A 24,124-nucleotide genomic window follows, 5' to 3' on the forward strand; every position below is an offset into this window, starting at 1 on the left:
TCCCCTCGAAAGTTCGGCAACGCCCCGGTTTCGATGTGCAGTCATCCCGCCACTCCGAGGATCTCGGCCGCCCCGCGCATGGCGAGCTCGCCGCGGCCGGTGTCGTAGTCGGTGCGGCGGGCGCCCGAAGCCGTTGGCGCGCCGTGCCGTACGGCCTGGCCGATGGCCTGCCGCTCGCCGGATTCGAACGCTCCGAAGGTCCGGCGCAGCAGCGGCAGGGTGGCGACGAATTGCGCCTCGTCGAGTCCGCACAGCCAATCGTCGATGAGCGACAACAGGTTTCGGTCGTGGACCAGGAGCAGTCCGCGCCCGCCCAGGAAGCCGTCGATCCAGGCAGCTTTGTCGGGAGCGGTGCGCCCGACCGACAGTGCCGCGGATAGTCGGCGTGCGGATTCCGCGCCGTCGATGCGCTCGGCATCGCAGAGCAGGCGGACCGCGCGCCCGACGATCCCGCCGTTGACGTCACCACGATCGGCGAGCGTCTCCAGCGTGGACAGCCAAGTCCCGGTGGCCCATTCGTCGTCACGCGCCGACAGCGCCAGATGGACCGCATCGATCTGAGCCCGCAGCGCGGCGGACGCGTCGGCATCCAGCCCGGTCACCGCGCCCGGCAGACCCGCGCAACTGCGAACCAGCAGACTGTCCGCCACCCGGGTCAGCGCCGCGCTGTCCGTGCCGCGCACATCGCCGTAGCGCACGATCCGCAGCAATCCGGGCAGCGCGGACATCAGATGGGTGACGTCGTGATCCAGTGCCGCAACCGATTCCAGCCGCACGATGAGCCCGTCGGTGGCCCCGCCGAGATCGGCCAGCAGCGCCTCCTCCAGCGCGGACGCCACCTTCCCGACCGTCGCGTCCGGATCCTGCGCCGTATCGAGGATTTTCGCCTCGGCCGCCGACCGCAGCGTGGTGCCCCAGCGCGACGCCTCGACGATCGAGATCGCCAGCTCCGGCCGCCATCGCAGCGTCCAGGTTTCCCGGAAGGTGCCGGTATTGCGCACCTGGCTGTCGGTCAGCCTGCCCCACCCGATGCCCAGCAGCCGGAGCCGGTGCAGCAGTCGCGATCTCGCCAGCCCGCCATCGGTGCGCAGATCCAGATCCACCGTCCGTTCCAGGGCCTGCTGCTTCAGCCGCAGCGTCCTGATCTGGGCCCGCAGATCCGCCTCCAGCGGCACCGTCGGCGTCCCGTCCGGGACTGTCCCCAGCGCCTCGCCCACCACCAGTTCGGTGCTGACCAGCCGCAACAGCGTCTCGTCGCCGTCGCACAGCACCGACCGGGTGGCCTCGGTGACCTCCGACAGTCCGGCCAGCGGCCGCCCCCGCAGGGTCGCGAGAGTGTCGGCCAGCCGGACGGATTCGATGATGTGCGCGCTGGACACCGGCAGATCGTGGGCCCGCAGCGTGCCCGCCACCTTGGTCAGCCACCGCGCGATGGGCTGCTCGGTCTCGGTGAAAAGGTGGTGGTACCAGCCCGGCGAGGTGATGCCCGCGCCGTAGCCGGACGAGCTCGCCAGCCGCGAATGCGTCCACGGCACCCAGGTCAGCGTGGCCTTGCTCTTCGGTATGCCCTTGAGGATCCGGGCATCGGCCGCGGCCGGTCCCAGCTTGCCCTCCAGTGCCGGTGCGTGCCACGCGCCGCACACCACGGCGAGCCGCCGTGCGCCGTCCTTCAAGGCCTTTCGCATGATCTGCCGCATGTGCGCCTCACGCCGCAACGTGTGCGCGTCCACCGTGATCCGCACCGATTCGATGGAGACCGGTCCATCCTCCGGGAACGGTTCGCCCTCCTCTGCTGTCCCGGACTCCTCGAACGGGACAACGGAATTGGATTCCCGGCCGGCGGTCGCACCGTCCAGATGCTCGGCGTGCTCCCGCAAGGCGCCCATGGCCTCGTTGACGGCAGCGAAGATATCGGCATCCGAGGCGGATTCGACGATGGCGTCCCACCAGCGTTCGGCGTCGTCGTACCCGGCGGCGGCCGCCAGGATGGCCAGCGGATCGGTCCGGTCGCCGGGCTCGTCCGCCACCGCGAGCGCGACACTCGCGGGCAGATCGCAGAAGCCCACGGCCACACCGTTGTCCACCGCGTACCGCAGTGCCACCCACTCGGGCGAGAAGGTCGCGAAGGGCCAGAACGCGGCCTTGGCCGGGCTGTCGGGCTGATAGGCGAGCAGCGCCACCGGCGGCGACATCCCCTCGGCCGCAAGGTAACCGATGAGCGGATCGGCGTCGGAAGGCCCCTCGATAAGAATGGCGTCCGGCCGGAACCGAGCCAGCGCCAACGCGAGCGAGCGCGCCGAACCCGGCCCGTGGTGGCGGATGCCGAACACCCGCGTCTCGGTCGACACTCCGGCCTCGGTCGACACCGCGACGGCAGTGGTCATTCGTGGACCTCGCGGCAGGCCCGGTAGAAGTCGGCCCAGTCGGGGCGCTGTCGCACCACGGCCTCCAGGTATTCCGTCCACACCACCTGGTCGGCGACCGGATCCTTGACCACCGCGCCCAGCACCGCGCCCGCGATGTCGGCGGGCCGCAGCACGCCGTCGCCGAAGTGCGCGGCCAGCGCCATGCCATTGGTGATCACCGAGATCGCCTCGGCCGTCGACAGCGTGCCCGTCGGCGACTTGAGTTTGGTGCGCCCGTCCTCGGTCATGCCCGAGCGCAGTTCGCGGAAGACCCGCACCACGCGCCGGATCTCCTCGGCCGCCGCCGGGACGGCGGGCAATTCCAGTGCGGCGCCGAGCTGTTCGACGCGGCGGGTGACGATGGAGACCTCCTTGTCCTCGCCGGCCGGCAGCGGCAGCACCACGGTATTGAACCGGCGGCGCAGCGCGGAGGAGAGCTCGTTGACGCCGCGGTCGCGGTCATTGGCGGTGGCGATCACATTGAAGCCTTTGGCCGCCTGCACCTCCAAGCCCAGTTCCGGCACCGGCAGCGTCTTCTCCGACAGCACCGTGATCAGCGCGTCCTGTACATCCGAGGGGATGCGGGTGAGCTCCTCGAGCCGAGCGATGGAGCCGGCGCGCATGGCGGTCATGATGGGCGAGGGCACCAGTGCGGCCTCGCTCGGACCCTCGGCCAGCAGCCGGGCGTAGTTCCAGCCGTAGCGGATGGCCTCCTCGGCGGTGCCGGAGGTGCCCTGCACCAGCAGTGTGGAATGCCCGGCGATGGCGGCCGAAAGGTGTTCCGACACCCACGTTTTCGCAGTGCCGGGCACGCCGATCAACAGCAGGGCGCGATCGGTGGCGAGGGTGGCGACCGCGACCTCCATGAGCCGGCGCGGGCCCACGTACTTGGGGGTGATCACGGTGCCGTCGGCCAGCGTGCCGCCCAGCAGGTAGGTGACCACCGCCCACGGCGACAGCTTCCAGGAGGGCGGACGCGGGCGATCGTCGATGGCGGCCAGGGCCTTCAGTTCGTCCGCGAAGGCCTGTTCGGCGTGCGGGCGCAGCAGGGCGTCCTGTTCCTGAGTCATGGTCACTGCAGCTCCTCGAGCATCGTCTTGCGGTCGATGAGGTCATGGGCGAGCTGGTCGAAGGCCTGCTCCCAGTACGGATCCGCGCACCGGCGGGCGATACCGGACACCATGCCCGCCACCGCCACCGGGAAGTGAGCGGACGCCGCGCGGAACAGCGTCCGATAGGAGCCTGGCACCAGGCTGGGCGCACCCGGCCGGTCGGCACACAGCTGGGCGCGCTCGGTGAGCAGCCGCAGCACGTGCTCGGCCATCGGGCCGGGCCACGGATGCGGCATGGCGCGCAACATGGATTCGATCTCGGCCAGCCAGCTGGAATCCAGGCCACGCAGGTAGCGCACCTGATCGGCCTCCGGCTGGAGCGCGAACAGCTCGCGCAGCTTGTCGGTGTCGGCGTCGCGGGCGTCCGCGCCGGAGACTGCCCCGAACAGCGCCCGGGCCCACTCCGGATTCCGTTGTGCCAGCGCGGCATCCGACCAGCCCGCGATCATGGGGCCGCGCATGCCCTCGGCCATGGGCACCCGCACCGCCTCCGCGGCCGGGCCGAGCAGCCGCTCCCAGTGCCGCAGCGGCGTGGCGGCCACCACCCGGTGCAGCCATTCGGTGGACAGATCGGGGGCGCCGTCGGCGCGATAGGCGGTGTAGCCGAAGGAGTCTCCGACACCGTCGCGCCGGGCCGCCTCGTCGAGGACGCCCGGACCGGTGGTGACCAGCTGCGGCCGCACCGGACGGGAACCGAAACTCAGCCAGGCCGCGGCCCGGCCGGCCATCCGCCGCGCGAAGGCCGAATCCGGCAGCCGCCCCAGCAGATCCGCGGCCAGCCGGCGCACCTCAGCGCGCCGGTCGTCGAGGGCGGTCTCCAGCAGCGCCTCGTCATCGAGTGAGAGGCCGTCCGCCAGCACCGCCAGCAGTTCGGCCTTGCCCGGCCCGGACTCGGTGCCCCAGGACGCCGCCAGCGCCGCCCGAGCGGCCGCCGCATCCCGCTGTCGCAGCTGCGACAGCCAGCTGCGCCGCTCCGCGGCCCGGCCGTGCGACCACACGCTCTCGTCCTCGGCGGCGGCCCGCACCAGCGACTTCCAGCCGGGATGCTGCGCGGCCAGCCAGCGACCCCGCGCACCCGCCAGCCGCAGCAGCGGTTCCCGATGCGACGCCAGCGCCTTGGCCCGATCCAGCAGGCCGCTGACCATTCCGTCCGGAGCGCGGAAGTCTCGCGGCCCGGCCAGCGCGAACCACTCGTCGAGGAACGGCGAATTGTCGGCCAGCAGGTGGGTCAGCCGCGCACCCGCCGCGACCGGCAGCAACCGCCGTTCGTCATCGGCCGCGGCCGCGCTGCGCTCCGCCGAGGTGGCCGAGACACCGCCGCGTGCGAAACAGTCCTGCAGCGCAATCGATTCCAGCAGGACCGCGGCCCGATCCCCGGTCAACGCGGTCGTCGCGGCGGCAACCGGCGACGCCAATCCCGACAGGTCGGCCTGACGTCGCGCCGTGCCGACGAGCGCCGCCGAAACCAGCTCGGCACTCGCGGTATCCTCGACGCCACCTCGGATCGGCATCGGATTTCCCTGTGCCACACCGACATCCACCATGGTCCCGGCGGCGAGTGCCGCAACCGGCACCAACCCGTCCACCGTCCACTCGCCGATCACCGTGACCGGATGCCCACCGGAGAGCCCGAGCAGTCGCCACGGCTCACCTTCGGCGGTCGACACCGGCAGTGCGTCGCCACCGGATTCCGCTATGTACCAGCCCTTTTCACCACGAACGGGCACGACCTCGGCCAGCAGCACCGGCCACGACCGCAGAAACGGATCGGCCCCCAACGCCCGCGCCTGCTCGGCGAGAGCGGCGGCAATGGTGCCGTTCCGGTCCGGGGAACCGGCCATGTGCAGCGGGATGGTGGTGAAGGGTTCGGGGATGTCTTCGTGGCGGTCGCCCCAGAGGGCGCGCAGGGGTGCGGCGCTCGGGTAGAAGTAGAGGTTCGCGTCCACCTGGAAGCCGGGGGCCGGGGTGTCGTTCGGGAAGGCGGGGCTGCCGTAGTGGTGGTCGACGAGCAGGGCCCAGCGACCGGATGCGCGGCCGCGCAACCAGACTCGGCGGGTGTAGAGGCCGTCTTCGGTGGTGATCCGGATGCCCAGGACCAGCCAGCGGTCACGAACCGCCGGTTCGGCGCGGACCGTGTCGGCCGGCGTGGGATACCCGATGTGGGTGCGCACGCTGGCGCGCAGGCCGGGGGAAAGGGCGTCGAGACGGGCGTGCGCGGCGGTCAGCAAGTGCAGGCGGGCGTATTCGCGCAGCAGCAGCCGAGGCCATTCGGAATGGGTGGTGGCGAGCGGCAACTGGCGCAGGGTCGCGGCGATGCCGGGAGCCTGCGCGTCGACCATGCGGGCCGCCACCGTCTCGAAGGCCCGGATCGACCGATCCGACTGCGCGAGGCCGGTGCGCACCTGGTCGGTGAGCCAGATGTCCAGATCGGCCAGACCCGCGGTAACCCGGACGCGGCGCTGATCGGCGGCAGCCCCGGCGCCGCGGGCGGGCTTGGCCTCGGGCGCGGCCTGCTTCTCAGCGCGGGCGGCCCGGCCGGCCAGCCAGTCGGCGGCGAAATCGGCCGCGGTGTCCGCGGCGGGCACGTCACCCGCACTCCACGACAACAAAAGGGACAGTGCGTGTTTGCACGGAAACTTGCGACTCGGGCAGGTGCATTTGTACGCGGGCCCCGACAAATCCACGATGGTCTGATACGGTCGGCTGCCGCTGCCCTGGCACAGTCCCCACAGCGCGGTGTCGTGAATGCCGGTGCCGCTCCATTTGCCACGCAACGTGCGCGCGGCGGTCAGCGCTGCGGCGTCCGGTGCGAGCGATCCGACGTAATCGGCGGTCCAAGCGGTGGTCATCCATCCCCCCTTCCTCGGTTGAGCAAAGTTGTATCCGAGGGCACCGACAGATCCGGGCCATGATCGGGCCCGCTCCAACAACCACGAGCGGGCCCGCTCCAACGGCCGCGCGGGGCCGGCCCGGTAAGGTCGCGGACATGCCCCGCGTCGCGATCGAATACTGCACGCAGTGCCGCTGGCTGCTCCGCGCGAGCTGGATGGCTCAGGAGTTGCTCACCACCTTCGCCACCGACCTGTCCGAGGTTGCCCTCATTCCCGGCGAGGGCGGCGTCTTCCGCATCACCGTCGACGGTGACCAGATCTGGGAACGCAAGGCCGACGGCGGTTTTCCCGATATCGCCATCCTCAAGCAGCGTGTCCGCGACCGGGTGGCGCCCGGCCGCTCGCTCGGCCACGCGGACAAGAAGGACACCGAACCGGCGAGCTAGCGGCTCGAGCGGGGCGCCATCGCGAGCTCCCCACGGCGGGCAGCCCGCCGCCACCGCTGTCCGGAGTCGATGGCACGCCTGATCTTGCGCACACTGGGTACCTGCGTGAGCAAGTGCAGCTGATACCGCCACGGCATTTGCCGCCCGTGCCGGACCGACATCGCATAGGCGAACTGCACGGCGCCGCGATCGAGATACCGGTCGGCGTGTTCGAACCAGACCATGCTGGTACGGGCGGCGGCCTGTATCGGGCGCAGTGCAGCGCGCCGCTGCGCATCGTAATTCTTCAGTGCGTCGGCGACCTCGGCATGCTCGTACAGGTTCTGTGCGAGCACGACAGCGTCGACGATTGCCAACCGGGTGCCCGAGCCGATGGTGAAGTGCGTCGTGTGCGCCGCATCGCCGAGCAGCACCACGTTGTCGTGATACCAGGTCTTGTTGGTCACCTCGGGAAATCGGCTCCACCTTGCGAATTCGCCTCGTGTCTTGCTGATCAACGAGTGACCGTCGAGAGGGCGGCCGAATATGTTCTCCAGAACCCGCACGTTCTCCAGATTGTCCAGGGAATCGAATCCCAGTCCATGCCAAGTCCGCGGTTGGCATTCGACGATGCAGGTGCTGATTCTCCCCGCAATCGACGGGTAGGCGTGAAACCAGATCCAACCGGCCGAGGTGTGTTCGAAGGCGAAGGTGAATCGGGTGAAGACCTTGTCCGTGCCGAGCCAGATATATCGATTCTCGCCGAGTGTGACCGACGTGCCGAAACGATGATCACCCAGCTGTCGTATCCGGCTGTTCGCGCCGTCGGAGGCGACGATGAGATCGAAATCGTCGAAGCCGGACAGATCATCCACGTTTCGCCCGTGCTGGACATCGACGCCCAGGTCCCTCGCCCGTCGCGAAAGCACGTCGAGCAAGGCCGCGCGCCCCATGCTGAACCCGTAGCCCCCGAAATGCGCGGTCTCGTTGTCGCACACATGGATTGCCTGTTCACGCCATACGACCGACCCGGCACGCACCGCCTGGGCGCTGTCGGGGTCATTCCGATACAGAATGTCGAGCAGGTCGTCCCAATACACGACGCCCCAGCCATAGGTGGACCCGGGAGGATCGCGGTCGATCACCGTGATGTCATGGGCCGGGTCGCGGCGCTTCATCGAAATAGCGAAGTACAACCCGGCCGGCCCGCCACCGACACACACGATCTTCATCTCGTCACCGGCTCCAGCCGAGTTGGTCGAACCTGGCTTCACATGGGTGGTACTCGATGCGACCGAGCCCGGCACGCTGTGCGTGTCCGGGCTCGATCACCAGCGCTAGAAGCTGCCCCAGCCACCGGGTAGCCACCAGCCGGGATTCCATCCCCAGCCGTTGCCGCCACCCCAACCCCAGCCACCGCCACCCCAACCCCAGCCGCCGCCACCCCAACCCCAGCCGCCACCGCCCCAGCCGTGGCCGCCGCCCCAGCCGTGGCCGCCACCCCAGCCGGGGCCGTTTCCCCAGCCGTGGCCGCCGCCCCAGCCATGGCCGCCGCCCCAACCAGGGCTGTCGACTTGCTGGGTTACAGACGTTGGCGTGGTTGCTTGCGCGGTAGGCGCTTTTGCCGCGGCTGCGGCGACCGGAATCGCGGCGAGTGCGGCTATACCGGCGGCAGCCGCCAGCCGGGTGAACCTTGTGCGTGAACTCTTTCTCTCGGTCATGATAGGGCTCCAGAAATGCTGTCCCGACCTGCTGGAAGTCTACGCGGTTTCGCCGAACTCCAGAAGACATAGCATTGGCCCATATATAATGCCCGCCGCGTCCCGCCAGCCGCCGGCTCAGCTACAGCAGCCGCCCCCACAGCAGCCGCCACCGCTCGACGGGGCCGGCGCGGGTGCGGGTGCGGTGCCGCCGCGAGTCACGGTCCCGAAGGTGGTCAGGAGTTTGACGGTGTCGTCATGGCCCTCCGGGCAGGTCGCAGGGGCGGACGCCTCGGCCATGGGACGGGTCAGCTCGAAGGTGTCGCCGCAGCTGCGGCATCGATACGCATAGCTCGGCACCCGCCCAGCGTAAACGACGCCCGGGCGTACCGGCGGCGCGCTGACGTCGATCCCGCGGTGCACCCGGGACCACCCAGTACCCTCGATTTACGGAGTACGAGGAGGTGTGGTGTGAGCACTCGATTCTTCGACAGGCTGTCGGAACGTGATGGCGCGCCGGTTGCGCGGACCGCGAACGGCGAGGTGTCCGGTGTGCTGGACGGTGCGGTGGCGCTGTGGCGCGGCATTCCCTACGGCGCCAGCACGGCCGGGCCCAATCGCTTCCGATTGCCCCAGCCCCCGCAATCCTGGACCGGCGTCCGCGAATGCGTGCGTGTCGGTGACGTCGCACCGCAGACCCCGGGCTTCGTGCCCGTCGACGCCAACCTGCGCATGGGCGAGAACTGTCTCTGGCTCAATCTCTGGGCCCCGGTCGCCGACGCGGACGAACTCCGCCCGGTCCTGGTGTGGCTGCACGGCGGGGCCTTCTGCTTGGGCACCGCCGCCCAGGCCATCTACGACGGGCGGCGGCTGGCCGAGACCGGTGACGTGATCGTGGTCGCGGTCAACTACCGGCTCGGCGCACTGGGTTTCCTCGACCTGTCCTCGCTCGGCGAGGAATTCGTCCCGAATCTGGGCCTGCACGACCAGATCGCCGCCCTGCAGTGGGTGCGCGACAATGCCGCGGCCTTCGGCGGCGATCCGGGCAATGTCACCATCTTCGGCGAATCCTCCGGCGCGGGCTGTGTCACCGCGCTGCTCACCTCACCGCTGTCGGCGGGCCTGTTCCATCGCGCCATCGCCCAATCCCCGCCCGCCACCACGGTTTTCGGGCCCGAACGCGCCGCCGTGGTGGCCAAGCGCTATCTGGAACTGCTGGAGCTGACCCCCGACCATTCGGCCGAGCTGCTCACCATGCCCATCGAACGCATCGTGACCGCGGCCGGCGCCCTGCTAGACGAGGTGCCGCTGCGCGAACCCGGCCGGCTGGCCGCCGCGCCCGTGGTGGACGGCAACCTGCTGCCCGCGTACCCGAGCGAGCGCTTCCAGCAGGGCCGTTCGCACCGGGTGCCGCTGATCATCGGCACCAACAAGGACGAGGCCTCGCTGTTCCGGCTGTTCCGCTCGCCCATCATGCCGGTCACCCCGGACGCGGTGAACGCCATGCTGCGCGGGGTGGCCGCCGAACACCCCGGCCTGTCACCGGAGCGGCTGGCCGAGATCGCCTCCGCCTATGAATCCAGCACCCCGCGCGGCGCGCTCACCATGTCCACCGACGCCGCCTTCCGCATGCCCTCGCACTGGGTGGCCGACGCGCATTCGGCGCACTCGCCGACCTGGATGTACCGCTTCGACCACGCCACCCCGATGCTCAAGGCCGCCCGGGTCGGCGCCGGCCACGCCACCGAATTGCCCTATGTCTTCGGCAATTTCGGCTCCTTCGACTACGACCCCACCTTCTGGCTGGGCGGACGCAAAGCGGCACAGGAGGTTTCGGGCCGCATGATGCGCCGCTGGCTGGCCTTCGCCGAATACGGCGTGCCCGCCGCCATCGACGGCTCCAAGCACTGGCCGCCCTACAGCGCCGCGACCCGCACCACCCTGGTCATCGACAATATGGACCGGGTCATCGACGACCCCGACCGCGATCGCAATACCGTGTGGGGCGACGACGTGGTCGGGTTCTACTGAGCCACAACGGATCACACGGTGGGCACAATCGATCACACGGTGGCGGTGGCGCGCCGGCCCAGCCGGGCGGGCATGTGCGCGTAGCCGTGCAGGGTGTAGAGCCGGCGGCGTTCGGGCGTGCTCGCCAGGGTGAGATCGGGGAAGTTGTCGAACAGCGCGCGTAGCGCGTACGCGCCCTCCATCCGGGCCAGGCTCGCGCCCAGACAGGTGTGGATGCCGCTGGAGAACGTCAGGTGTTCGCGGGCATCGGCGCGGGTGATGTCGAAGCGGTTGGGGTCCTCGAACTTCTCCGGATCCCGGTTCGCGCCCGCCAGCGACATCACGAGCACCGTGCCCGCCGCGAGCCGGAAATCACCGACCTCGGCGTCGCACAGGGCGATTCGCGCGGTCATGGTGACCGGCGGGTCGAAGCGCAGGATCTCGTCCACGGCCTGCGGCCACAGGTCCGGGTCCGCGCGCAGCATGGCCAATTGCTCGGGATGCGAGAGCAATTGGACGATGCCGTTGCCGATCAGGTTGACGGTGGTCTCGAACCCCGCGCCCATCAGCAGGCTCGCCGTCGCCTTGAGCTCGCGCTCATTCAGTTCCCCGGCCGTCACCAGGCTGGAGAGGATGTCCTCGCCGGGCGCGCGTCGCAGCTCGGCCAGGTGTTCGTTCAGATAGCTGTCCATGACACCCATGGCCGTGTAGGCATCGCGCCACGACCGCCAGGAGATGCCGATGTCCAGTAGCGGGCTGGCCGCGTCACCCCAGCTGAGGAACTCGTCGCGGGAGGCCTGCGGGAAGCCCAGCATCTCGGTGATGATGGCGATCGGTACCTGCTGGGCGAAATCCGCGATGAGGTCGGCGGAGCCGTTCGGCGGCAGCGCGTCCAGCAGCTCGGCGGTCACCGACTCCACCCGGTCGCGCAGCCGGCCGACGGCGCGCGGGGTGAAGGCCGCCGACACCGACTTGCGGATGCGGGTGTGATCCGGCGGATCGATCATCAGCATCGACGGCGGTTCGACCGGATTGGGCGGGGTCTGCGCCCGCTTCAGCCGATCGCGCAGCCACGCCGGCATATCCACGCCATCGGGCCCGAATGCGCCGAAGCGATTGTCACGCAGGATGGCCCGGGTCAGCTCGTAGTCGGCGCTGGCCCAGGTGTACGGGTTGTGCACCAGGCGGCCGCGGCGGCGAATCTCCTCGATCTGCGGATACGGGTCGTGCAGCGCGTCCGAGGTGGTGATCAGTTTCGCGAACGGGTTGTCCTGCCGCGCCTGCAGTCGCAGTGCCCACCGCGGGGCGCCGTGCTCGACCAGCCACCGGGTCCAATATCGCGGACTCATCATCGCGGGACTCCCTCGTCGTCGGATGATTCCACCGTACGGAAACCGCCGCGGACGAGAAACATCCCGAGGAGGGAAAAGGCCCTCCTACTGCGGTAGGAGGGCCTTTTCTCGGAAAGGCGTGCTCAGCGGCGCTGGGCGGTCACCCGCTCCGACGTCAGGCGGCGTTCCTGCGCGGCCGGGTCGGGATTGGCGACCTGGACCAGCGAGGCGCCCGCGGCCAGCACCGCCACGAACCCGTCGACGAGTTCGGCCGGGGTGTCCCAGGACGCGGTCGACAGCACCCGGTCCTCGGCGGTGAAGCCCTGGCGGGCAGCGGATTTGCGGGCCTCGTCGAGGACGGCGGAGACCGAGGTGCCGTCGAGCGCGCAGCCGATGCCGCGCGGATGGAACTGGTCGCCGTGCACGCGCACCGCGGTGGCGTAGTCGGTGACGCCGATCGGCAGATCGCGCACCGGCATGCCCATCGGATCCAGGGAGAGGGCGGCGACCTCCGCGATCCCGTCGGCCTCGTCGATGCGGTCGGCGGTGACCAGCGCCAGCTCGGCGTCGGGATCGGCGTGCAGCACCACCTCCACACCCGCCCACCAGCAGCCCAGCAGCACGGCCGCGGTCTGCCAGTGCGCCGGGAGCAGCACCGCGACCCGGGCGCCGGAGGACAGCCCGAATTCGTCGCGAATCATATTGGCGGTCTTGGCCGCCCAGTTGGCCAGCGTCAGCGCGGACAGCTCGATCCGCGCGCCGGTGGCGTCGTCGTAGTAGGTGATGCGCGGGCCCGCGGGGTCGCGGGCCAGGATGGGGTCGAGTACCGCTTCGGTGAGGGTCTCGTTCAGTTCACGCATTTCGGTCCGTTCGTACCGGCGTCGATGGGTGGGGCGGGCGGCACCGGCGTCGCGGTCGTACTGCTTCCGGAGAAGTCGAAGGAGGCGCTGCCGGTCGCCGAACCCGGACCAGCGTAGTCAGTCGCCAGCACCACGCGAACCGCCCCCTCGGGCAATCCCGACTCCGCCATCACCGGCAGCCCGCCCAGCGCCTGCGCCACCGCCCGCGCCTTGGCGTCGCCGCCCGAGGCCGCGAGTACCCGGCTGCTCTGGATCGGGCCGCCGATCCAGTTGTCCACCGTCCCGGTGCGGAAACCCTTGGCCGCCAATGCCTGCGCCGCCTGCGCGGCCAGGCCGGCGGTGCCCGAGGCGTTGTAGACGTCAACGGTCACCGTGAACGGGTCCACCCCGCCCTCGTTCGGGGCGTCGTCGCCGACAGCCCTGGCCACGTACTTGCGCACCGCCGCCGGATCCACCCGGACCACGGATTCGCCGTTCTCGGTCCAGCCGTTGAGGTCCTTGACCGGGATGGTCTCGAACTTCACCTGGCCGCCGGACAGGTCCTGCAGCTCGTGCAGGAAGCCGAGCACATCCCAGCCGTCGTCGAGCACGACGGTGCGGCCGACGGCATCGCTGAGATCCTCGAGCCGGCTGGGACTGGTGAGCGTCTTGGCGCTGAGCACCTGGTGCACGAGCTGCGCCATGTACACCTGCTGGCGCACGATCCGGTCCACGTCGCCACGTGGCAGCTGGTGGCGCTGGCGCACGAAGCTCAAAGCGTGTGCGCCATCGAGCTTCTGCTCCCCGGCGGGGAAGTCCGCGCCCGAAAGCGGTTCGTCCACCGGATTGTTCAGGCACACCTCGACGCCGCCGACGGCATCGGTGAGCAGCACGAACCCCAGCAGCCCGACCTCGGCGTAGTGGTCGACGGTGATGCCGGTGAGGTTGGCCACCGTCTTGACCAGCGCCTGCCGCCCGGCCTCCGTCGACTGCCGATCGGCCTCGGCCGGATCGGTGCCCTTGTCGATCAGCTTCTGCTCCGTGGTCGCCTTGGTGATGCCGTAGGCGGAGTTGATCTTTCCCATGCCCACCCCGGGGATGTCGACGTAGGAGTCGCGGGGGATGGAGATGGCGGTCGCGGAGCTGCCGTCGTTGGGCACCCGGATGAGCACGATGGTGTCGGTGTTGAGCCCGCCCTCGCCGTCGTCGCCGGCGTGCAGCATGGCCAATTCAGCGGCGGTGAGCGAGTTTCCGTGGGCGTCGGTGCGGGAGTCGATGCCGACCATCAGGATGTCGGTCGCGCCGTCGGCCTTGTCGCCGCCGAGCCCCAGATTGCCGATCCGCTCGATGCTCGCCACCAGCTGATCCACGCTGTGCCAGCCCAATCCGGTCACCGTCAGCACCAGCGCCGAGAGCACGGCGGCCAGCACGCGGCCCGGACCGCCGCCCCATAGCTCGCGCGATCCCGTACCGGAGCGCGGCGATAACGGCGCGGATGCCCAGGTGCGGTCCGGCAACCCGATCTCCCTTTCGCGTCTTCGGCCGAGCGGACCCCGATGAGCGAGGTCGCGTCGATGGGAAGCCCCCGTCAGTCAGGCTAGTGGCGGTAGCGGCGATGTTGCCGTATCGCCGGCTCCGTGAGTCGTGCGGGGTCCGTGCCAGACTGACAGCCGTGACCGCCCATGACGTGAGCCCGACCACCGGCCGACCGCGCCCGGATTTCGCGCGACTGCTGGTGACGGGGGCGCGCGGTCAGCTCGGGCGCGCAGTGATGAGGCTCGCACCCGGCGCGCGTGGCGTGGCCCACACCGATCTCGACATCACCGACGCCGATGCCGCGCGCAAGCTGGTGAGTCCCGGTGACGTGCTGATCAACTGCGCCGCCTACACCGCCGTCGACCGGGCCGAGACCGACGTGGACGCCGCCTTCGCGGTGAATGCCACCGGGCCGGGCGTGCTGGCCCGGGTGTGCGCCGAGAACGGCGCGCGGCTGATCCACGTCTCCACCGACTACGTCTTCCCCGGCACCGGCACGCACCCGTACGAACCGGACGATCCCACCGGGCCGGCCACCGTCTACGGACGGTCGAAACTGGCTGGGGAGCAAGCGGTTCTGGAGTTCGCGCCCGAGGCGGACATCGTGCGCACCGCGTGGGTCTACACCGGCGCGGGTGCCGACTTCGTGGCCACCATGCGACGGCTGGAAAGTGAGCGCGACACCATCACCGTGGTGCGCGACCAGATCGGGTCGCCCACCTACGCGCGTGATCTCGCGGCCGGCCTGCTGGAACTGGCGAGCCGGCCCGGCAATCCCACTACACCCCGAATCCTGCACGCCACCAATGCCGGACAGGCCAGTTGGTTCGAGCTCGCCCGGGCCGTCTTCGCCGGCCTCGGCGCGGACCCGGAACGTGTACTGCCCTGCGGCACCGAGGATTTCCCGAGACCCGCTCCGCGCCCGGCATATTCGGTCCTTTCGGGCAATTCGTGGGCCGCCGCGGGCCTGGCGCCGCTGCGTCACTGGAAGCAGGCACTGAACGACGCACTGACCGCCATCTCCGACTATCCTGGGCCCCCGTGAGCCCCTCGGATTCTGTCGGACAACCCCCCGCCGCGGAGAAAAAACCGCAGCTGGCCGTCGTCACGGTGACCTACTCGCCCGGCGAGCACCTGGAACACTTCATCAGCACGCTGGCCACCGCCACCGGTGAGAAGCCGCACGTCATCCTGGCCGACAACGGCTCGGTGGACGGCACCCCGGAAATGGCCGCCGAGGCCAACGCCCACGTGCGCCTGCTGCGCACCGGCGGCAATATCGGCTACGGCGGCGCCATCAACCGCGCGGTCGCCGAGATCGACCCGGACATCGAATTCATCGTCATCGCCAACCCGGACGTACGCTGGGGCACCGACTCCATCGACGAGCTGCTGGCCGCGGCCCGCCGCTGGCCGCGCGCCGGGGCCCTGGGCCCGATGGTGCTCGAGCCGGACGGCAGCACCTACCCGTCCGCGCGCTCGGTGCCCGGCATCGCCGACGGCGCCGGCCACGCCATCCTGGGCAGCATCTGGCCCAAGAACCCGTGGACCCTGCGCTATCGCCAGGACAACGAGGAGATCTCCGAGCGTTCGGTCGGCTGGCTGTCGGGCTCGTGCCTGCTGGTGCGCCGGGCCGCCTTCGACTCCATCGACGGTTTCGACTCCCGCTACTTCATGTACATGGAGGACGTCGACTTCGGTGATCGGATGGGCAAGGCCGGCTGGCACAATGTCTTCGTGCCGTCCGCGGAGGTCACGCACGCCAAGGGGCATGCCGCGGGTCGTCATCCGGAGACCATGCTGCCCGCGCACCACGCCAGCGCCTATCGTTTCCAGGCCGACCGGCATCCGCACTGGTGGCAGGCTCCGCTGCGCATCGCGCTGAAGGCTGGACTTGCGATCCGATGCCGGCTTGCGGTTCGATCCGCACTGCGCGAACGTGATCGAAACGAGAGTGTTTAACATCGCGGGCGCGCATTCCTGACAACCTGACAACAGGGGAGAAGATGGCGAACAGCGGTAGTACCGCCGGGTCGACGGACGCGGTGATCCTGGTCGGAGGCCAGGGCACCCGCCTGCGTCCGCTGACCTTGTCCGCCCCCAAGCCGATGCTGCCCACGGCCGGACTGCCGTTCCTGCAGCATCTGCTGGCCCGCATCGCCGATGCCGGCATCACCCACGTGGTGCTCGGCACCTCCTACAAGGCGGAGGTGTTCGAGGAGCACTTCGGTGACGGCTCCGACCTCGGCCTCGAGCTCGAATACGTCACCGAGACCGAACCGCTGGGCACCGGCGGCGGCATCCGCAATGTGCTGCCCAAGCTGCGCGCCGACACCGTCCTGGTGTTCAACGGCGACGTGCTCGGCGGCACCGACCTCGGCAGCGTTCTCGAGACCCACCACACCTCCGGCGCGGATGTCACCTTGCACCTGGTGCGGGTGAGCGACCCCCGCGCCTTCGGCTGCGTCCCCACCGACGAGAACGGCCGGGTCACCGCGTTCCTGGAGAAGACCCAGGATCCGCCGACCGATCAGATCAACGCGGGCTGCTACGTCTTCCGCCGCGAGTACATCGAGAAGATCCCCGCCGGCCGTCCGGTCTCGGTCGAGCGGGAGACCTTCCCGTCCCTGCTCGCCGAGGGCGCGCACATCCAGGGTCACGTGGACATCTCCTACTGGCGTGACATGGGCACCCCCGAGGACTTCGTCCGCGGCTCGGCCGACCTGGTCCGCGGCATCGCCCCGTCCCCGGCCCTGCCGGGCCAGCGCGGCGAATCCCTGGTCCACCCTGGCGCGGGTATCGCCCCCGGCGCCCTCCTCATCGGCGGCACCGTCGTCGGCCGCGGCGCCGAGGTCGGCGCGGGCGCCCGCCTCGACGGCGCGATCCTCTTCGACGGCGCGCGCGTGGAAGCCGGTGCCACCGTGGAGCGTTCGATCATCGGCTTCGGCGCCCGCATCGGCCCGCGCGCCCTGGTCCGCGACGCCGTCATCGGCGACGGCGCCAACGTCGGCGCCCGCTGCGAACTCCTCCGCGGCGCCCGCATCTGGCCCGGCGTCGACATCCCCGACGGCGGCATCCGCTTCTCCACCGACGTCTGACCCCGCGAACCCTCGACCGGCCGTTCACCTCCCGAGGTGGACGGCCGATCACGTTCCGGCAGTTCGACATTCGCCACGTAGCGGTCGCCACACACTGTCCATCGCGGGCGACGACAACGTCCGATCGCGGACGGCAATCACTCCGAAGCGAGTGCGGCCAGCAGGGATTCGCCGCGCGGCGTGAGGTGGTAGACGACGTTTCGGCCCGTGCGGGCGCCGGCGATGATGCCCGCGTCGCGCAGTACGGCGAGGTGGGCGCCGACAGTGCCGAGGGAGATGTCGAGCAGGGCGGCCAGCTGGGTGCTGGTGGCGGGGGCCGTCAGTTCGCGGGTGACGCGGGCGCGGCCTGGGCCGAGCAGGGTGGCGAGCGGGTCGGAATCGGGGGCAGGCATGGGGGCGGCGGTGCCGCGGGCCTGGTAGACCAGGGCGTAGGCGGGTGGGTTGTCGCAGGTCCACCAGCCGCCCGGAGTAGTGCGGGGGACGAAGATCAGGCCTTCTCCGGTGATGTCGAGGTCGGGATAGTCCTGGTTGCTGAAGCGGATGGCGGTTTCGGCGGCGGACCAGATGGGTTTGGCGCGCAGTGAGGCGATGGCCTCGTGCCAGCCGTGGTCGGCGACCAGTCCGGCGCGAAAGGTGATGTCGCGGTCCAGGATCGCGCGCCGGCGCGCCCAGTCCGGGGCGACCAGTGCGGTCCACGCGTGCTCGAAAACGGCGGCGATGCGCGGTCCCAGATTGTCCAGCGTCAGCCAGCCGGTGTCCGGTTCTGCCCAGCACGCCGTCAGTGAATCGCGGATCTCGGCCCGCACCAGATCATCGGAATAGGCTGCGACCGAGGCCAATTCGTCGGCCAGGCGGGTGTTCATCCCACCGGTGGGCGGGATGGCGACGAAGGACGGGAACCATTTGGTGGCGGCGACCAGCGGCACCAGCCCGGCGGCCACCGGATCGCGATCCAGCCATTCCGAAAGAGTGGGCCGGAGGCGGGCATGCCGGTCCGAGTAGGCCGGATCGGTGTTCGGCCGGTGCAGGGCGATGAGCGTGCCGAGCGTTTCGGCCAGGGGTGACAGGGCGAAGCGGCACCGGGTCAGCGCGACCGCATTCAATCTGAGCAAGGTCATGTTTCGCCTTTCTCCGAAGCGTTAGCCTAGCGAGCCCCCGCCTGATGAATATCGGAGCGTGGTCTCGCTTTCCGTTCAGCCCCGTCTGTCGCCGCCGTTCCGGCGGTTCCTGCTGATCCGTGCGATCTCGCTGGCGGGGAGTGCGATGACGCCGGTGGCGTTGGCGCTCGCGGTGCTGGGGGTGTCGGGGCGGGCAGGGGATCTGGGGATTGTGCTTGCGGCGCAGGTGATTCCGCAGATCGGGTTGCTGTTGGTCGGCGGGGTGGTCGCCGATCGGTGGTCCAGGCGGGCGGTGTTGGTGGGGGCCAATCTGTGTGCGGGAGTGACGCAGGCCGGGGTGGCGGCGGTGCTGATCGGCGGGCACTACAGCCTGCCGGTGATCGCGGGATTGGAGTTGCTCAATGGGGCCGCCAGTGCGTTCGCCGCGCCCGCGTTGCGCGGGATCGTGCCAGAACTGGTGGCGGATGGTGCTCTGCAACGGGCGAATTCGCTGTTGGCGGGGACCCGCAATGCCACCAAGATCCTCGGGCCGACGGTGGCGGGGGTGCTGGTGGCCACGGTCGGCGGGGGCTGGGCGATCGCGGTCGACGCGGCGAGCTTCCTCGTCGCCACCACGCTGCTGACCCGGCTGCGGCTCGCCCCGGCCACCACCCCGCCGGGTGCCGGGCTGTGGCGGGAGCTGCGGGCCGGGTGGCGGACCTTCCGGGGCATCCGCTGGGTGTGGGTGATCACGGTGTCGTTCTGCCTGATCAACCTGCTGTATGCCGGTGTCTGGCAGATACTCGGCCCGGCGCTGACCCAGCAGCGGGCCGGGGACGCGGCCTGGGGACTGGTGCTCGGCGTACGGGCGCTCGGACTGCTCGCCATGAGTGCGCTCATGTATCGGCTCACGTTCCGATATCTGTTGCGCGCCGGGCAGTTGCTCGGGGTATTCGGCGGATTCGGGCTGCTGGCACTGGGTTTCGGGGCCGGTCTGCCGATGCTGCTGGGGTGTGCCCTCCTGGCGGGGGTGGGGTTCACCGCCCTCGATATCGCTTCGGAAGTCTCACTGCAGCAGCATGTTCCGCGTGACATGCTCTCGCGGGTCACCGCCTACGGCGATCTGCTGTCCTATGCGGCGATCCCGGTCGGGCAGCTGATGGTGGGGCCGCTGGCCGCCCGGTTCGGTGCGTCGCCGGTGACGCTGGTGGGGGGATTCGCCTTCGCCGCGGTGTCGCTCGGGCCGCTGCTGGTGGCCGAGGTGCGTGACCTTCCCGGGTAGGGCGGGTCAGCGCTCCCACTTGCCGGGGTTGAGGTGGAACTGGACCAGGGCGGTGGCGTGGCCGTGACCCAGCTCGTGTTCGGTCTTCAGCCAGCTGACCAGGTCCTTGTGGCCGGTGCGGCCCGAGGTGGTCAGTGCGGCGAACCATTCGTCCACGGGGCGGCCGTATTTGGCCTCGATGGAGGGGAAGTACGAGGCCGGGCCGTGGGGTTTGGTGGTCGCCATGATCATCTCCTTGCGCTGTGGTGTCGAAGGGATCGACGGTGCGGCGCGGGCGAATTCATCGCGGTGTGACGCGGGTCATGCTGTGATGGCGCGGCCTTCGGTGGCGGTGCGCTCGTTGACCAGGAGCAGGCCGGTGGCGGCGACCAGGGCGGCGGTCACGCCGTGGACGCCGAAGGCCGTGGCCGTCGAGCCGTCGTGGCGCAGGATGGTGAGCATGTCGCCGGTGGGGATGGTGGCCATGACCAGCATGACGATGCCGAGTGCGTACCGCTGGCGGGCGGCGAGCAGGGCCACGATGAGCAGCGCGCAGGCCGCGTCGCGGACGCCCTTCACGTTCAGGAAGTCGGCGGCTTCGCCGGTGGGGGAGACCCGCATGCCGAAGGTGGGCGCCATGGCCTGCGGATCGGTCAGATAGCGGAACCCGATGTAGGCGATGAACCCTGCTCCGGCGACGGCGAGGGTGGTGGCGATGCGGGAGGTGAGGCGCGAGGTGATCATGTCCGGTGCTCCAAGTTCTAGCGATGCTAACTGATGAAGCAACGCTAAATCATTCGTCGGTAGTTTGTCTAGCGATGCTAGAGTTTTCCTATGAGCGTCATCCAGACCCGTAAGGAACGTGAGCGCGCCGAGCGCCGGCAGCGCATCGTCGACACCGCACGTGAGATCGCCGAGACCGACGGCTGGGACGCGGTCACCGTGCGCAAGCTCGCCGAGCGCATCGAATACAGCCAGCCCGTGCTGTACAGCCATTTCGCGGGGAAGGACGCCATCGTGTCGGCCGTCGCCGAGGCGGGCTGTACCGAATTCGCCGCGGTCGTCAAGCAACTGCGCGCCTCCGCCGCCACCCCGGAAGAGGCGTTGCGCGCGGTCGCCCAGGGCTTCCTCGACTTCGCCCGCGACAGCGCCGCCCTCTACGACGCCATGTTCCTGCTGCACACCGACCTGAAATTCGGTCCCGAGGCGCCGCAGGCGTTGAAGGACGCCTTCGGCGAGCTGCTGGAGACCTTCGCCCCCTTCGCCCCGCCCCACGACCCCGAGACCTTCACCGAGGTCGGCTGGAGCAGCCTGCACGGGCTGGCCACCCTGGATCGCAGTGGCCGCCTGCGGCCCGGCTTCCGGGACCAGCGGCTGGAAATCCTGGTCGCGCAATGGGTTCGCGGTGACTGACCCCATGGTTGCGCCACTACCGGCCGTGCCCGGCCTACGCTGAATCCATGGCTGACGCGGTGGTGGTCGGATCCGGGCCCAACGGGCTGGTGGCGGCGGTGATCCTGGCCCGGGCCGGGCTCGAGGTGGAGGTGTACGAGGCCTCCGACCACATCGGCGGGGGCTGCCGCACCGGCGAGGTGACCCTGCCGGGCTTCCACCACGACCTGTGCGCGGGCGCGCATCCCATGGCGGTGGCGTCCCCGGTCTTCCGGGCTTTCGATCTGAAGACGCAGGGTGTCGAACTGCTCACCCCGCAGGTTTCCTACGCGCATCCGCTCGACGGCGGGCATGCCGGTCTGGCCTGGCTCGATCTCGACCGCACGGCCGACGGCCTGGGGCGCGACGGTGGTTCCTGGCGGCGGCTGTTCGGCCCGCTGGTGCGCAAGTGGGAAGACCTGGTCGGGCTGGCCATGTCGGACCTGCGGCATCCGCCGATCGACCCGGCCGGCCTGCTGCACCTGGATCCGGGCATCGAACTGCGCTTCGTCAGGCGGCTGCTCGAACAGTCGACGCCGTTGTGGAACATGCGTTTTCGCGAGGACATCGCACCCGCCCTGCTGACCGGCGTGGCCGCGCATGCCATCCGGCCCCCGCGCGGTGTGCCGGGCGCGGGCGTCGCGATGCTGCTCGGCACCCTCGCCCATGTGAGTGGCTGGCCGGTCCCGCGCGGCGGCAGCCAGGCCATCGTGGACGCGCTCGCCGATGATCTGAAAACCCATAGCGGCCGCATCTTCACCGGCCACCGCGTGGATTCCCTCGACGAATTCGACGAGGTCCGGGCCGTGTTGCTGGATGTCGCGCCCGCCGAACTCCAGCGCATCGCGACCCTGCCCGCCCGATACAACTTCGCGCTCAACAGGTTCCGCTACGGCGGCGCGGCCTGCAAGGTGGACTTCGCGCTCGCCGGACCCGTCCCGTGGCAGGCCACCGGCTGTGATCGCGCCGGCACCCTGCACCTGGTCGGCACCCGCGCCGAGGCCGTCGCCGCCGAAAAGGCCGTGGCCGCAGGGCGGCACGCCGATCGCCCCTACGTGCTGGCCATCCAGCCCGGCGTCGTCGATCCGACCCGGGCCCCGGAGGGCAAGCACACCCTCTACACCTACGCCCACGTCCCCCACGGTTCCGCCGAGGATCTCACCGAGGCCGTCACCGCCCAGGTCGAACGCTTCGCCCCCGGCTTCCGCGACCTCGTTCTCGCCACCCATGTCCGCACGGCCGCCACCATGCCCGCCCACAACCCGAACTACATCGGCGGCGACATCTCGGCGGGCGCGATGACCTTGCGCCAGACCGTCTTCCGCCCCGCGCCCCGCTGGAATCCGTACTCGACCCCGCTACCCGGGGTCTACCTGTGTTCGTCGGCCACCCCGCCCGGCCCGGGCGTGCACGGCATGAACGGCTACTTCGCCGCCCGCCACGCCCTGCGCACCGAATTCGACGTCCGCACCGACCCCCTCGAACTACTCACCGACCACTGGCGCATCTGATTGCTACGCTCCGGGGCATGGCCGGATATTCGGGCACACCCCTGCCACGCAAGCTCGGCATCAAGGCCGAGAGCCGGGTGCTGCTGGCCGGTGCGCCGGCGGGTTTCGAGCTGGGTGAGCTGCCCGGCGGGGTCGAGGTGCATCGCCGTGCGGCCGCCGGGCCCTACGACGTGATCCTCGGGTTCTGTCCGGACCGCGCCACCCTGACGCGCCGGTTCCCCGGCTGGCGGCAGCGGCTGGCGGTCGACGGCGGCCTGTGGCTGGCCTGGCCCAAGAAGGCGAGCGGCGTGCCCACCGATCTCGGTGAGAACGCCGCTCGGGAATACGGTTTGGCTCAGGGGCTGGTCGACAACAAGGTCGCCGCCATCGACGACACCTGGTCGGGATTGCGGTTCGTCATCCGCCTCGCCGACCGGTAAGTGACAACTGATTTCGTGCCGGTTGGGGTAACTCGTCGGGTACCTCCGAAATCGGTTGGGCTGCCATCCTCCGGCTCGGGTTCCCAACTGTCAACGGCACCTGAGCCGTCCGCTAAAGGCTCGGGGAGGCGGGGGAGTGTGTCCGGTATAGATCCGGCTCCAGGTAGATGACCCGGGCGGCCGGGACCTCGGCGCGCACCCGCGCCTCGGCGTCGTCGATCGCGGTCGCGATATCGGCGATCGTCAGGCCGGGCACGATGGAAACCTTTGCGGCCACCAGCATTTCCTCCGGACCCAGGTACTGGGTGCGCAGGTGGATGACCCGGTCGATGTGCCGGTCGTCGACCAGCGCGGTGCGGATCGCGGCGTCCTCCTCGGGCGTCGCGCCCTCGCCGATGAGCAGGCTCTGCATCTCGATGATGAGGATGACGGCGATGGCGCCGAGCAGCAGCCCGATGGCCAGGGTGCCCACGCCGTCCCACACCGGATCGCCGGTGATCATGGTCAGGCTGATGGCCGCGAAGGCGAAGATCAGGCCGATCAGCGCGCCCGAGTCCTCCAGCAGCACCACCGGCAGCTCCGGATTGCGCGAGTTGCGGATGAACCGCCACCAGCTCGAATTGCCCTTGAGCGGCTTGGATTCCCGCATGGCCGTGATGAAGCTGAAGCCCTCCAGGCAGATGGCGAGGCCGAGGATGACGATCGCGACGATCGGATTGGACAGTTCCTCGGGATGCTGGATCTTGTGGATGCCCTCCCAGATCGCGTACAGCGAGCCGAGCGCGAAGATGACCAGCGCGACCACGAACGAATAGAAGTACCGGTTGCGCCCGTAGCCGAACGGGTGCAGCTGGTCGGCCTCCTGTTCCGCGCGGCGCTGGCCGAGCAGCAGCAGCCCCTGGTTGGAGGTGTCGGCCACCGAGTGCACGGCCTCGGCCAGCATGGACGCCGATCCGGTGATCGCCGCGCCCACGAATTTGGCCGCCGCGATACCGGCGTTCGCGCTCAGCGCCGCCAGGATGGCCTTCTTACCGCCGCCCGCAGACAATGAACCGCCCCTTCCCGAATCTATGTCCGTTTTGTCCTAAACGCCTGTGACCGGGAGAGCCTACTAGAGC

General features: G+C 70.0%; 22 protein-coding genes. 9 read left to right on the top strand and 13 right to left on the bottom strand.

The features are described 5' to 3' along the window. Positions 1-41: 41 nt before the first annotated feature. Genes ABZV44_RS09755 through ABZV44_RS09765 form a run of 3 tightly spaced genes read right to left on the bottom strand, consistent with a single transcriptional unit; the run spans position 42 to position 6,366 of the window. Positions 42-2,384 carry a DUF5682 family protein gene (locus ABZV44_RS09755; RefSeq protein ID WP_354833886.1) on the bottom strand — a complete coding sequence of 781 codons (2,343 nt, stop codon included), beginning with the start codon at positions 2,382-2,384 and terminating at the stop codon, positions 42-44. Continuing rightward, positions 2,381-3,475 (bottom strand): AAA family ATPase, encoded by a 1,095-nt coding sequence (locus tag ABZV44_RS09760; RefSeq protein ID WP_354834111.1) that lies wholly within the window; start codon positions 3,473-3,475, stop codon positions 2,381-2,383. The genes ABZV44_RS09755 and ABZV44_RS09760 overlap by 4 nt, the downstream gene beginning before the upstream one ends. A 2-nt stretch (positions 3,476-3,477) precedes the next feature. Beyond that, the gene (locus tag ABZV44_RS09765) at positions 3,478-6,366 is read right to left on the bottom strand and encodes an SWIM zinc finger family protein (RefSeq protein WP_354833888.1); all 2,889 of its coding nucleotides are present in this window, start codon (positions 6,364-6,366) and stop codon (positions 3,478-3,480) included. Between the two features lie 137 nt (positions 6,367-6,503). Here ABZV44_RS09765 and ABZV44_RS09770 point away from each other — a divergent pair, with 137 nt between their 5' ends. Beyond that, positions 6,504-6,794 carry a SelT/SelW/SelH family protein gene (locus ABZV44_RS09770; protein WP_354833890.1) on the top strand — a complete coding sequence of 97 codons (291 nt, stop codon included), beginning with the start codon at positions 6,504-6,506 and terminating at the stop codon, positions 6,792-6,794. Here ABZV44_RS09770 and ABZV44_RS09775 read toward each other — a convergent pair. The 3 genes from ABZV44_RS09775 to ABZV44_RS09785 form a co-directional block, all read right to left on the bottom strand. After that, a complete protein-coding gene (locus tag ABZV44_RS09775) occupies positions 6,791-8,005 on the bottom strand; it encodes an FAD-dependent monooxygenase (protein WP_354833891.1) in 1,215 nt (404 codons plus the stop codon). The genes ABZV44_RS09770 and ABZV44_RS09775 overlap by 4 nt on opposite strands. A gap of 105 nt (positions 8,006-8,110) precedes the next feature. After that, positions 8,111-8,494: a hypothetical protein gene (locus ABZV44_RS09780; RefSeq protein WP_354833893.1), complete on the bottom strand. Its 384-nt coding sequence runs from the start codon at positions 8,492-8,494 to the stop codon at positions 8,111-8,113. Positions 8,495-8,611: 117 nt separating this feature from the next. Continuing rightward, the gene (locus ABZV44_RS09785) at positions 8,612-8,833 is read right to left on the bottom strand and encodes a zinc ribbon domain-containing protein (RefSeq protein WP_354833894.1); all 222 of its coding nucleotides are present in this window, start codon (positions 8,831-8,833) and stop codon (positions 8,612-8,614) included. 135 nt (positions 8,834-8,968) lie between these two features. On the opposite strand from ABZV44_RS09785, the gene ABZV44_RS09790 reads away from it, so the two are divergent. Continuing rightward, the gene (locus ABZV44_RS09790; protein WP_354834114.1) at positions 8,969-10,504 is read left to right on the top strand and encodes a carboxylesterase/lipase family protein; all 1,536 of its coding nucleotides are present in this window, start codon (positions 8,969-8,971) and stop codon (positions 10,502-10,504) included. 32 nt (positions 10,505-10,536) lie between these two features. Here ABZV44_RS09790 and ABZV44_RS09795 read toward each other — a convergent pair whose 3' ends face one another. From ABZV44_RS09795 to ABZV44_RS09805, 3 genes are all read right to left on the bottom strand, one after another. Further along, the gene (locus tag ABZV44_RS09795) at positions 10,537-11,832 is read right to left on the bottom strand and encodes a cytochrome P450 (protein ID WP_354834117.1); all 1,296 of its coding nucleotides are present in this window, start codon (positions 11,830-11,832) and stop codon (positions 10,537-10,539) included. Between the two features lie 125 nt (positions 11,833-11,957). After that, a complete protein-coding gene (locus ABZV44_RS09800; protein WP_354833896.1) occupies positions 11,958-12,674 on the bottom strand; it encodes a TIGR03089 family protein in 717 nt (238 codons plus the stop codon). Then, positions 12,662-14,083, bottom strand: coding sequence for an LCP family protein (locus tag ABZV44_RS09805; protein WP_354834120.1), 1,422 nt, complete (start codon positions 14,081-14,083; stop codon positions 12,662-12,664). The genes ABZV44_RS09800 and ABZV44_RS09805 overlap by 13 nt, the downstream gene beginning before the upstream one ends. A 242-nt stretch (positions 14,084-14,325) precedes the next feature. Between ABZV44_RS09805 and rfbD the strand changes: the two genes are divergently transcribed. The 3 genes from rfbD to ABZV44_RS09820 are packed head-to-tail and all read left to right on the top strand — an operon-like array spanning position 14,326 to position 17,287. Next, on the top strand, positions 14,326-15,234 hold the full coding sequence (gene rfbD / locus ABZV44_RS09810; RefSeq protein ID WP_354833898.1) for a dTDP-4-dehydrorhamnose reductase: 909 nt from the start codon (positions 14,326-14,328) through the stop codon (positions 15,232-15,234). After that, the gene (locus ABZV44_RS09815; protein WP_354833900.1) at positions 15,231-16,151 is read left to right on the top strand and encodes a glycosyltransferase family 2 protein; all 921 of its coding nucleotides are present in this window, start codon (positions 15,231-15,233) and stop codon (positions 16,149-16,151) included. The genes rfbD and ABZV44_RS09815 overlap by 4 nt, the downstream gene beginning before the upstream one ends. A 44-nt stretch (positions 16,152-16,195) precedes the next feature. Beyond that, on the top strand, positions 16,196-17,287 hold the full coding sequence (locus ABZV44_RS09820) for an NDP-sugar synthase (protein WP_354833902.1): 1,092 nt from the start codon (positions 16,196-16,198) through the stop codon (positions 17,285-17,287). 137 nt (positions 17,288-17,424) lie between these two features. Here the strand turns inward: ABZV44_RS09820 and ABZV44_RS09825 are convergent, their stop codons facing one another. Continuing rightward, positions 17,425-18,405 carry a winged helix-turn-helix domain-containing protein gene (locus tag ABZV44_RS09825; protein ID WP_354833904.1) on the bottom strand — a complete coding sequence of 327 codons (981 nt, stop codon included), beginning with the start codon at positions 18,403-18,405 and terminating at the stop codon, positions 17,425-17,427. A gap of 58 nt (positions 18,406-18,463) precedes the next feature. Here ABZV44_RS09825 and ABZV44_RS09830 point away from each other — a divergent pair, with 58 nt between their 5' ends. Continuing rightward, a complete protein-coding gene (locus ABZV44_RS09830) occupies positions 18,464-19,666 on the top strand; it encodes an MFS transporter (protein ID WP_354833906.1) in 1,203 nt (400 codons plus the stop codon). Positions 19,667-19,672: 6 nt separating this feature from the next. Here the strand turns inward: ABZV44_RS09830 and ABZV44_RS09835 are convergent, their stop codons facing one another. Beyond that, entirely contained in the window at positions 19,673-19,891 is a 219-nt protein-coding gene (locus tag ABZV44_RS09835; RefSeq protein ID WP_354833907.1) for a DUF4287 domain-containing protein, read from the bottom strand. Between the two features lie 75 nt (positions 19,892-19,966). Beyond that, entirely contained in the window at positions 19,967-20,389 is a 423-nt protein-coding gene (locus ABZV44_RS09840) for a DUF4267 domain-containing protein (protein WP_354833909.1), read from the bottom strand. A 90-nt stretch (positions 20,390-20,479) separates the two neighbouring features. On the opposite strand from ABZV44_RS09840, the gene ABZV44_RS09845 reads away from it, so the two are divergent. From ABZV44_RS09845 to ABZV44_RS09855, 3 genes are read left to right on the top strand one after another with little or no spacing between them, the layout of a single operon-like run. Beyond that, positions 20,480-21,058 carry a TetR/AcrR family transcriptional regulator gene (locus ABZV44_RS09845; protein WP_354833911.1) on the top strand — a complete coding sequence of 193 codons (579 nt, stop codon included), beginning with the start codon at positions 20,480-20,482 and terminating at the stop codon, positions 21,056-21,058. 47 nt (positions 21,059-21,105) lie between these two features. Continuing rightward, positions 21,106-22,587 (top strand): NAD(P)/FAD-dependent oxidoreductase, encoded by a 1,482-nt coding sequence (locus ABZV44_RS09850; protein ID WP_354833913.1) that lies wholly within the window; start codon positions 21,106-21,108, stop codon positions 22,585-22,587. Positions 22,588-22,604: 17 nt separating this feature from the next. Continuing rightward, positions 22,605-23,006 carry a DUF3052 domain-containing protein gene (locus ABZV44_RS09855; protein ID WP_354833914.1) on the top strand — a complete coding sequence of 134 codons (402 nt, stop codon included), beginning with the start codon at positions 22,605-22,607 and terminating at the stop codon, positions 23,004-23,006. Between the two features lie 112 nt (positions 23,007-23,118). Here ABZV44_RS09855 and ABZV44_RS09860 read toward each other — a convergent pair whose 3' ends face one another. Next, positions 23,119-24,054 (bottom strand): cation diffusion facilitator family transporter, encoded by a 936-nt coding sequence (locus ABZV44_RS09860; protein ID WP_354833915.1) that lies wholly within the window; start codon positions 24,052-24,054, stop codon positions 23,119-23,121. Between the last annotated feature and the right edge of the window lie 70 nt (positions 24,055-24,124).

It is taken from the genome of Nocardia sp. NPDC004860 (genome assembly GCF_040609015.1).
Lineage (GTDB): Bacteria > Actinomycetota > Actinomycetes > Mycobacteriales > Mycobacteriaceae > Nocardia.

Excerpts from the sequence above, each read along its gene's own strand:
- ABZV44_RS09845 (WP_354833911.1), top strand. The coding sequence starts at position 20,480 with ATGAGCGTCATCCAGACCCGTAAGGAACGTGAGCGCGCCGAGCGCCGG.
- ABZV44_RS09760 (WP_354834111.1), bottom strand. The coding sequence starts at position 3,475 with ATGACTCAGGAACAGGACGCCCTGCTGCGCCCGCACGCCGAACAGGCC.
- ABZV44_RS09820 (WP_354833902.1), top strand. The coding sequence starts at position 16,196 with ATGGCGAACAGCGGTAGTACCGCCGGGTCGACGGACGCGGTGATCCTG.
- ABZV44_RS09775 (WP_354833891.1), bottom strand. The coding sequence starts at position 8,005 with ATGAAGATCGTGTGTGTCGGTGGCGGGCCGGCCGGGTTGTACTTCGCT.
- ABZV44_RS09850 (WP_354833913.1), top strand. The coding sequence starts at position 21,106 with ATGGCTGACGCGGTGGTGGTCGGATCCGGGCCCAACGGGCTGGTGGCG.
- ABZV44_RS09795 (WP_354834117.1), bottom strand. The coding sequence starts at position 11,832 with ATGAGTCCGCGATATTGGACCCGGTGGCTGGTCGAGCACGGCGCCCCG.
- ABZV44_RS09780 (WP_354833893.1), bottom strand. The coding sequence starts at position 8,494 with ATGACCGAGAGAAAGAGTTCACGCACAAGGTTCACCCGGCTGGCGGCT.
- ABZV44_RS09825 (WP_354833904.1), bottom strand. The coding sequence starts at position 18,405 with ATGACCTTGCTCAGATTGAATGCGGTCGCGCTGACCCGGTGCCGCTTC.
- ABZV44_RS09855 (WP_354833914.1), top strand. The coding sequence starts at position 22,605 with ATGGCCGGATATTCGGGCACACCCCTGCCACGCAAGCTCGGCATCAAG.
- ABZV44_RS09755 (WP_354833886.1), bottom strand. The coding sequence starts at position 2,384 with ATGACCACTGCCGTCGCGGTGTCGACCGAGGCCGGAGTGTCGACCGAG.
- ABZV44_RS09840 (WP_354833909.1), bottom strand. The coding sequence starts at position 20,389 with ATGATCACCTCGCGCCTCACCTCCCGCATCGCCACCACCCTCGCCGTC.
- ABZV44_RS09835 (WP_354833907.1), bottom strand. The coding sequence starts at position 19,891 with ATGGCGACCACCAAACCCCACGGCCCGGCCTCGTACTTCCCCTCCATC.
- ABZV44_RS09765 (WP_354833888.1), bottom strand. The coding sequence starts at position 6,366 with ATGACCACCGCTTGGACCGCCGATTACGTCGGATCGCTCGCACCGGAC.
- ABZV44_RS09800 (WP_354833896.1), bottom strand. The coding sequence starts at position 12,674 with ATGCGTGAACTGAACGAGACCCTCACCGAAGCGGTACTCGACCCCATC.
- ABZV44_RS09770 (WP_354833890.1), top strand. The coding sequence starts at position 6,504 with ATGCCCCGCGTCGCGATCGAATACTGCACGCAGTGCCGCTGGCTGCTC.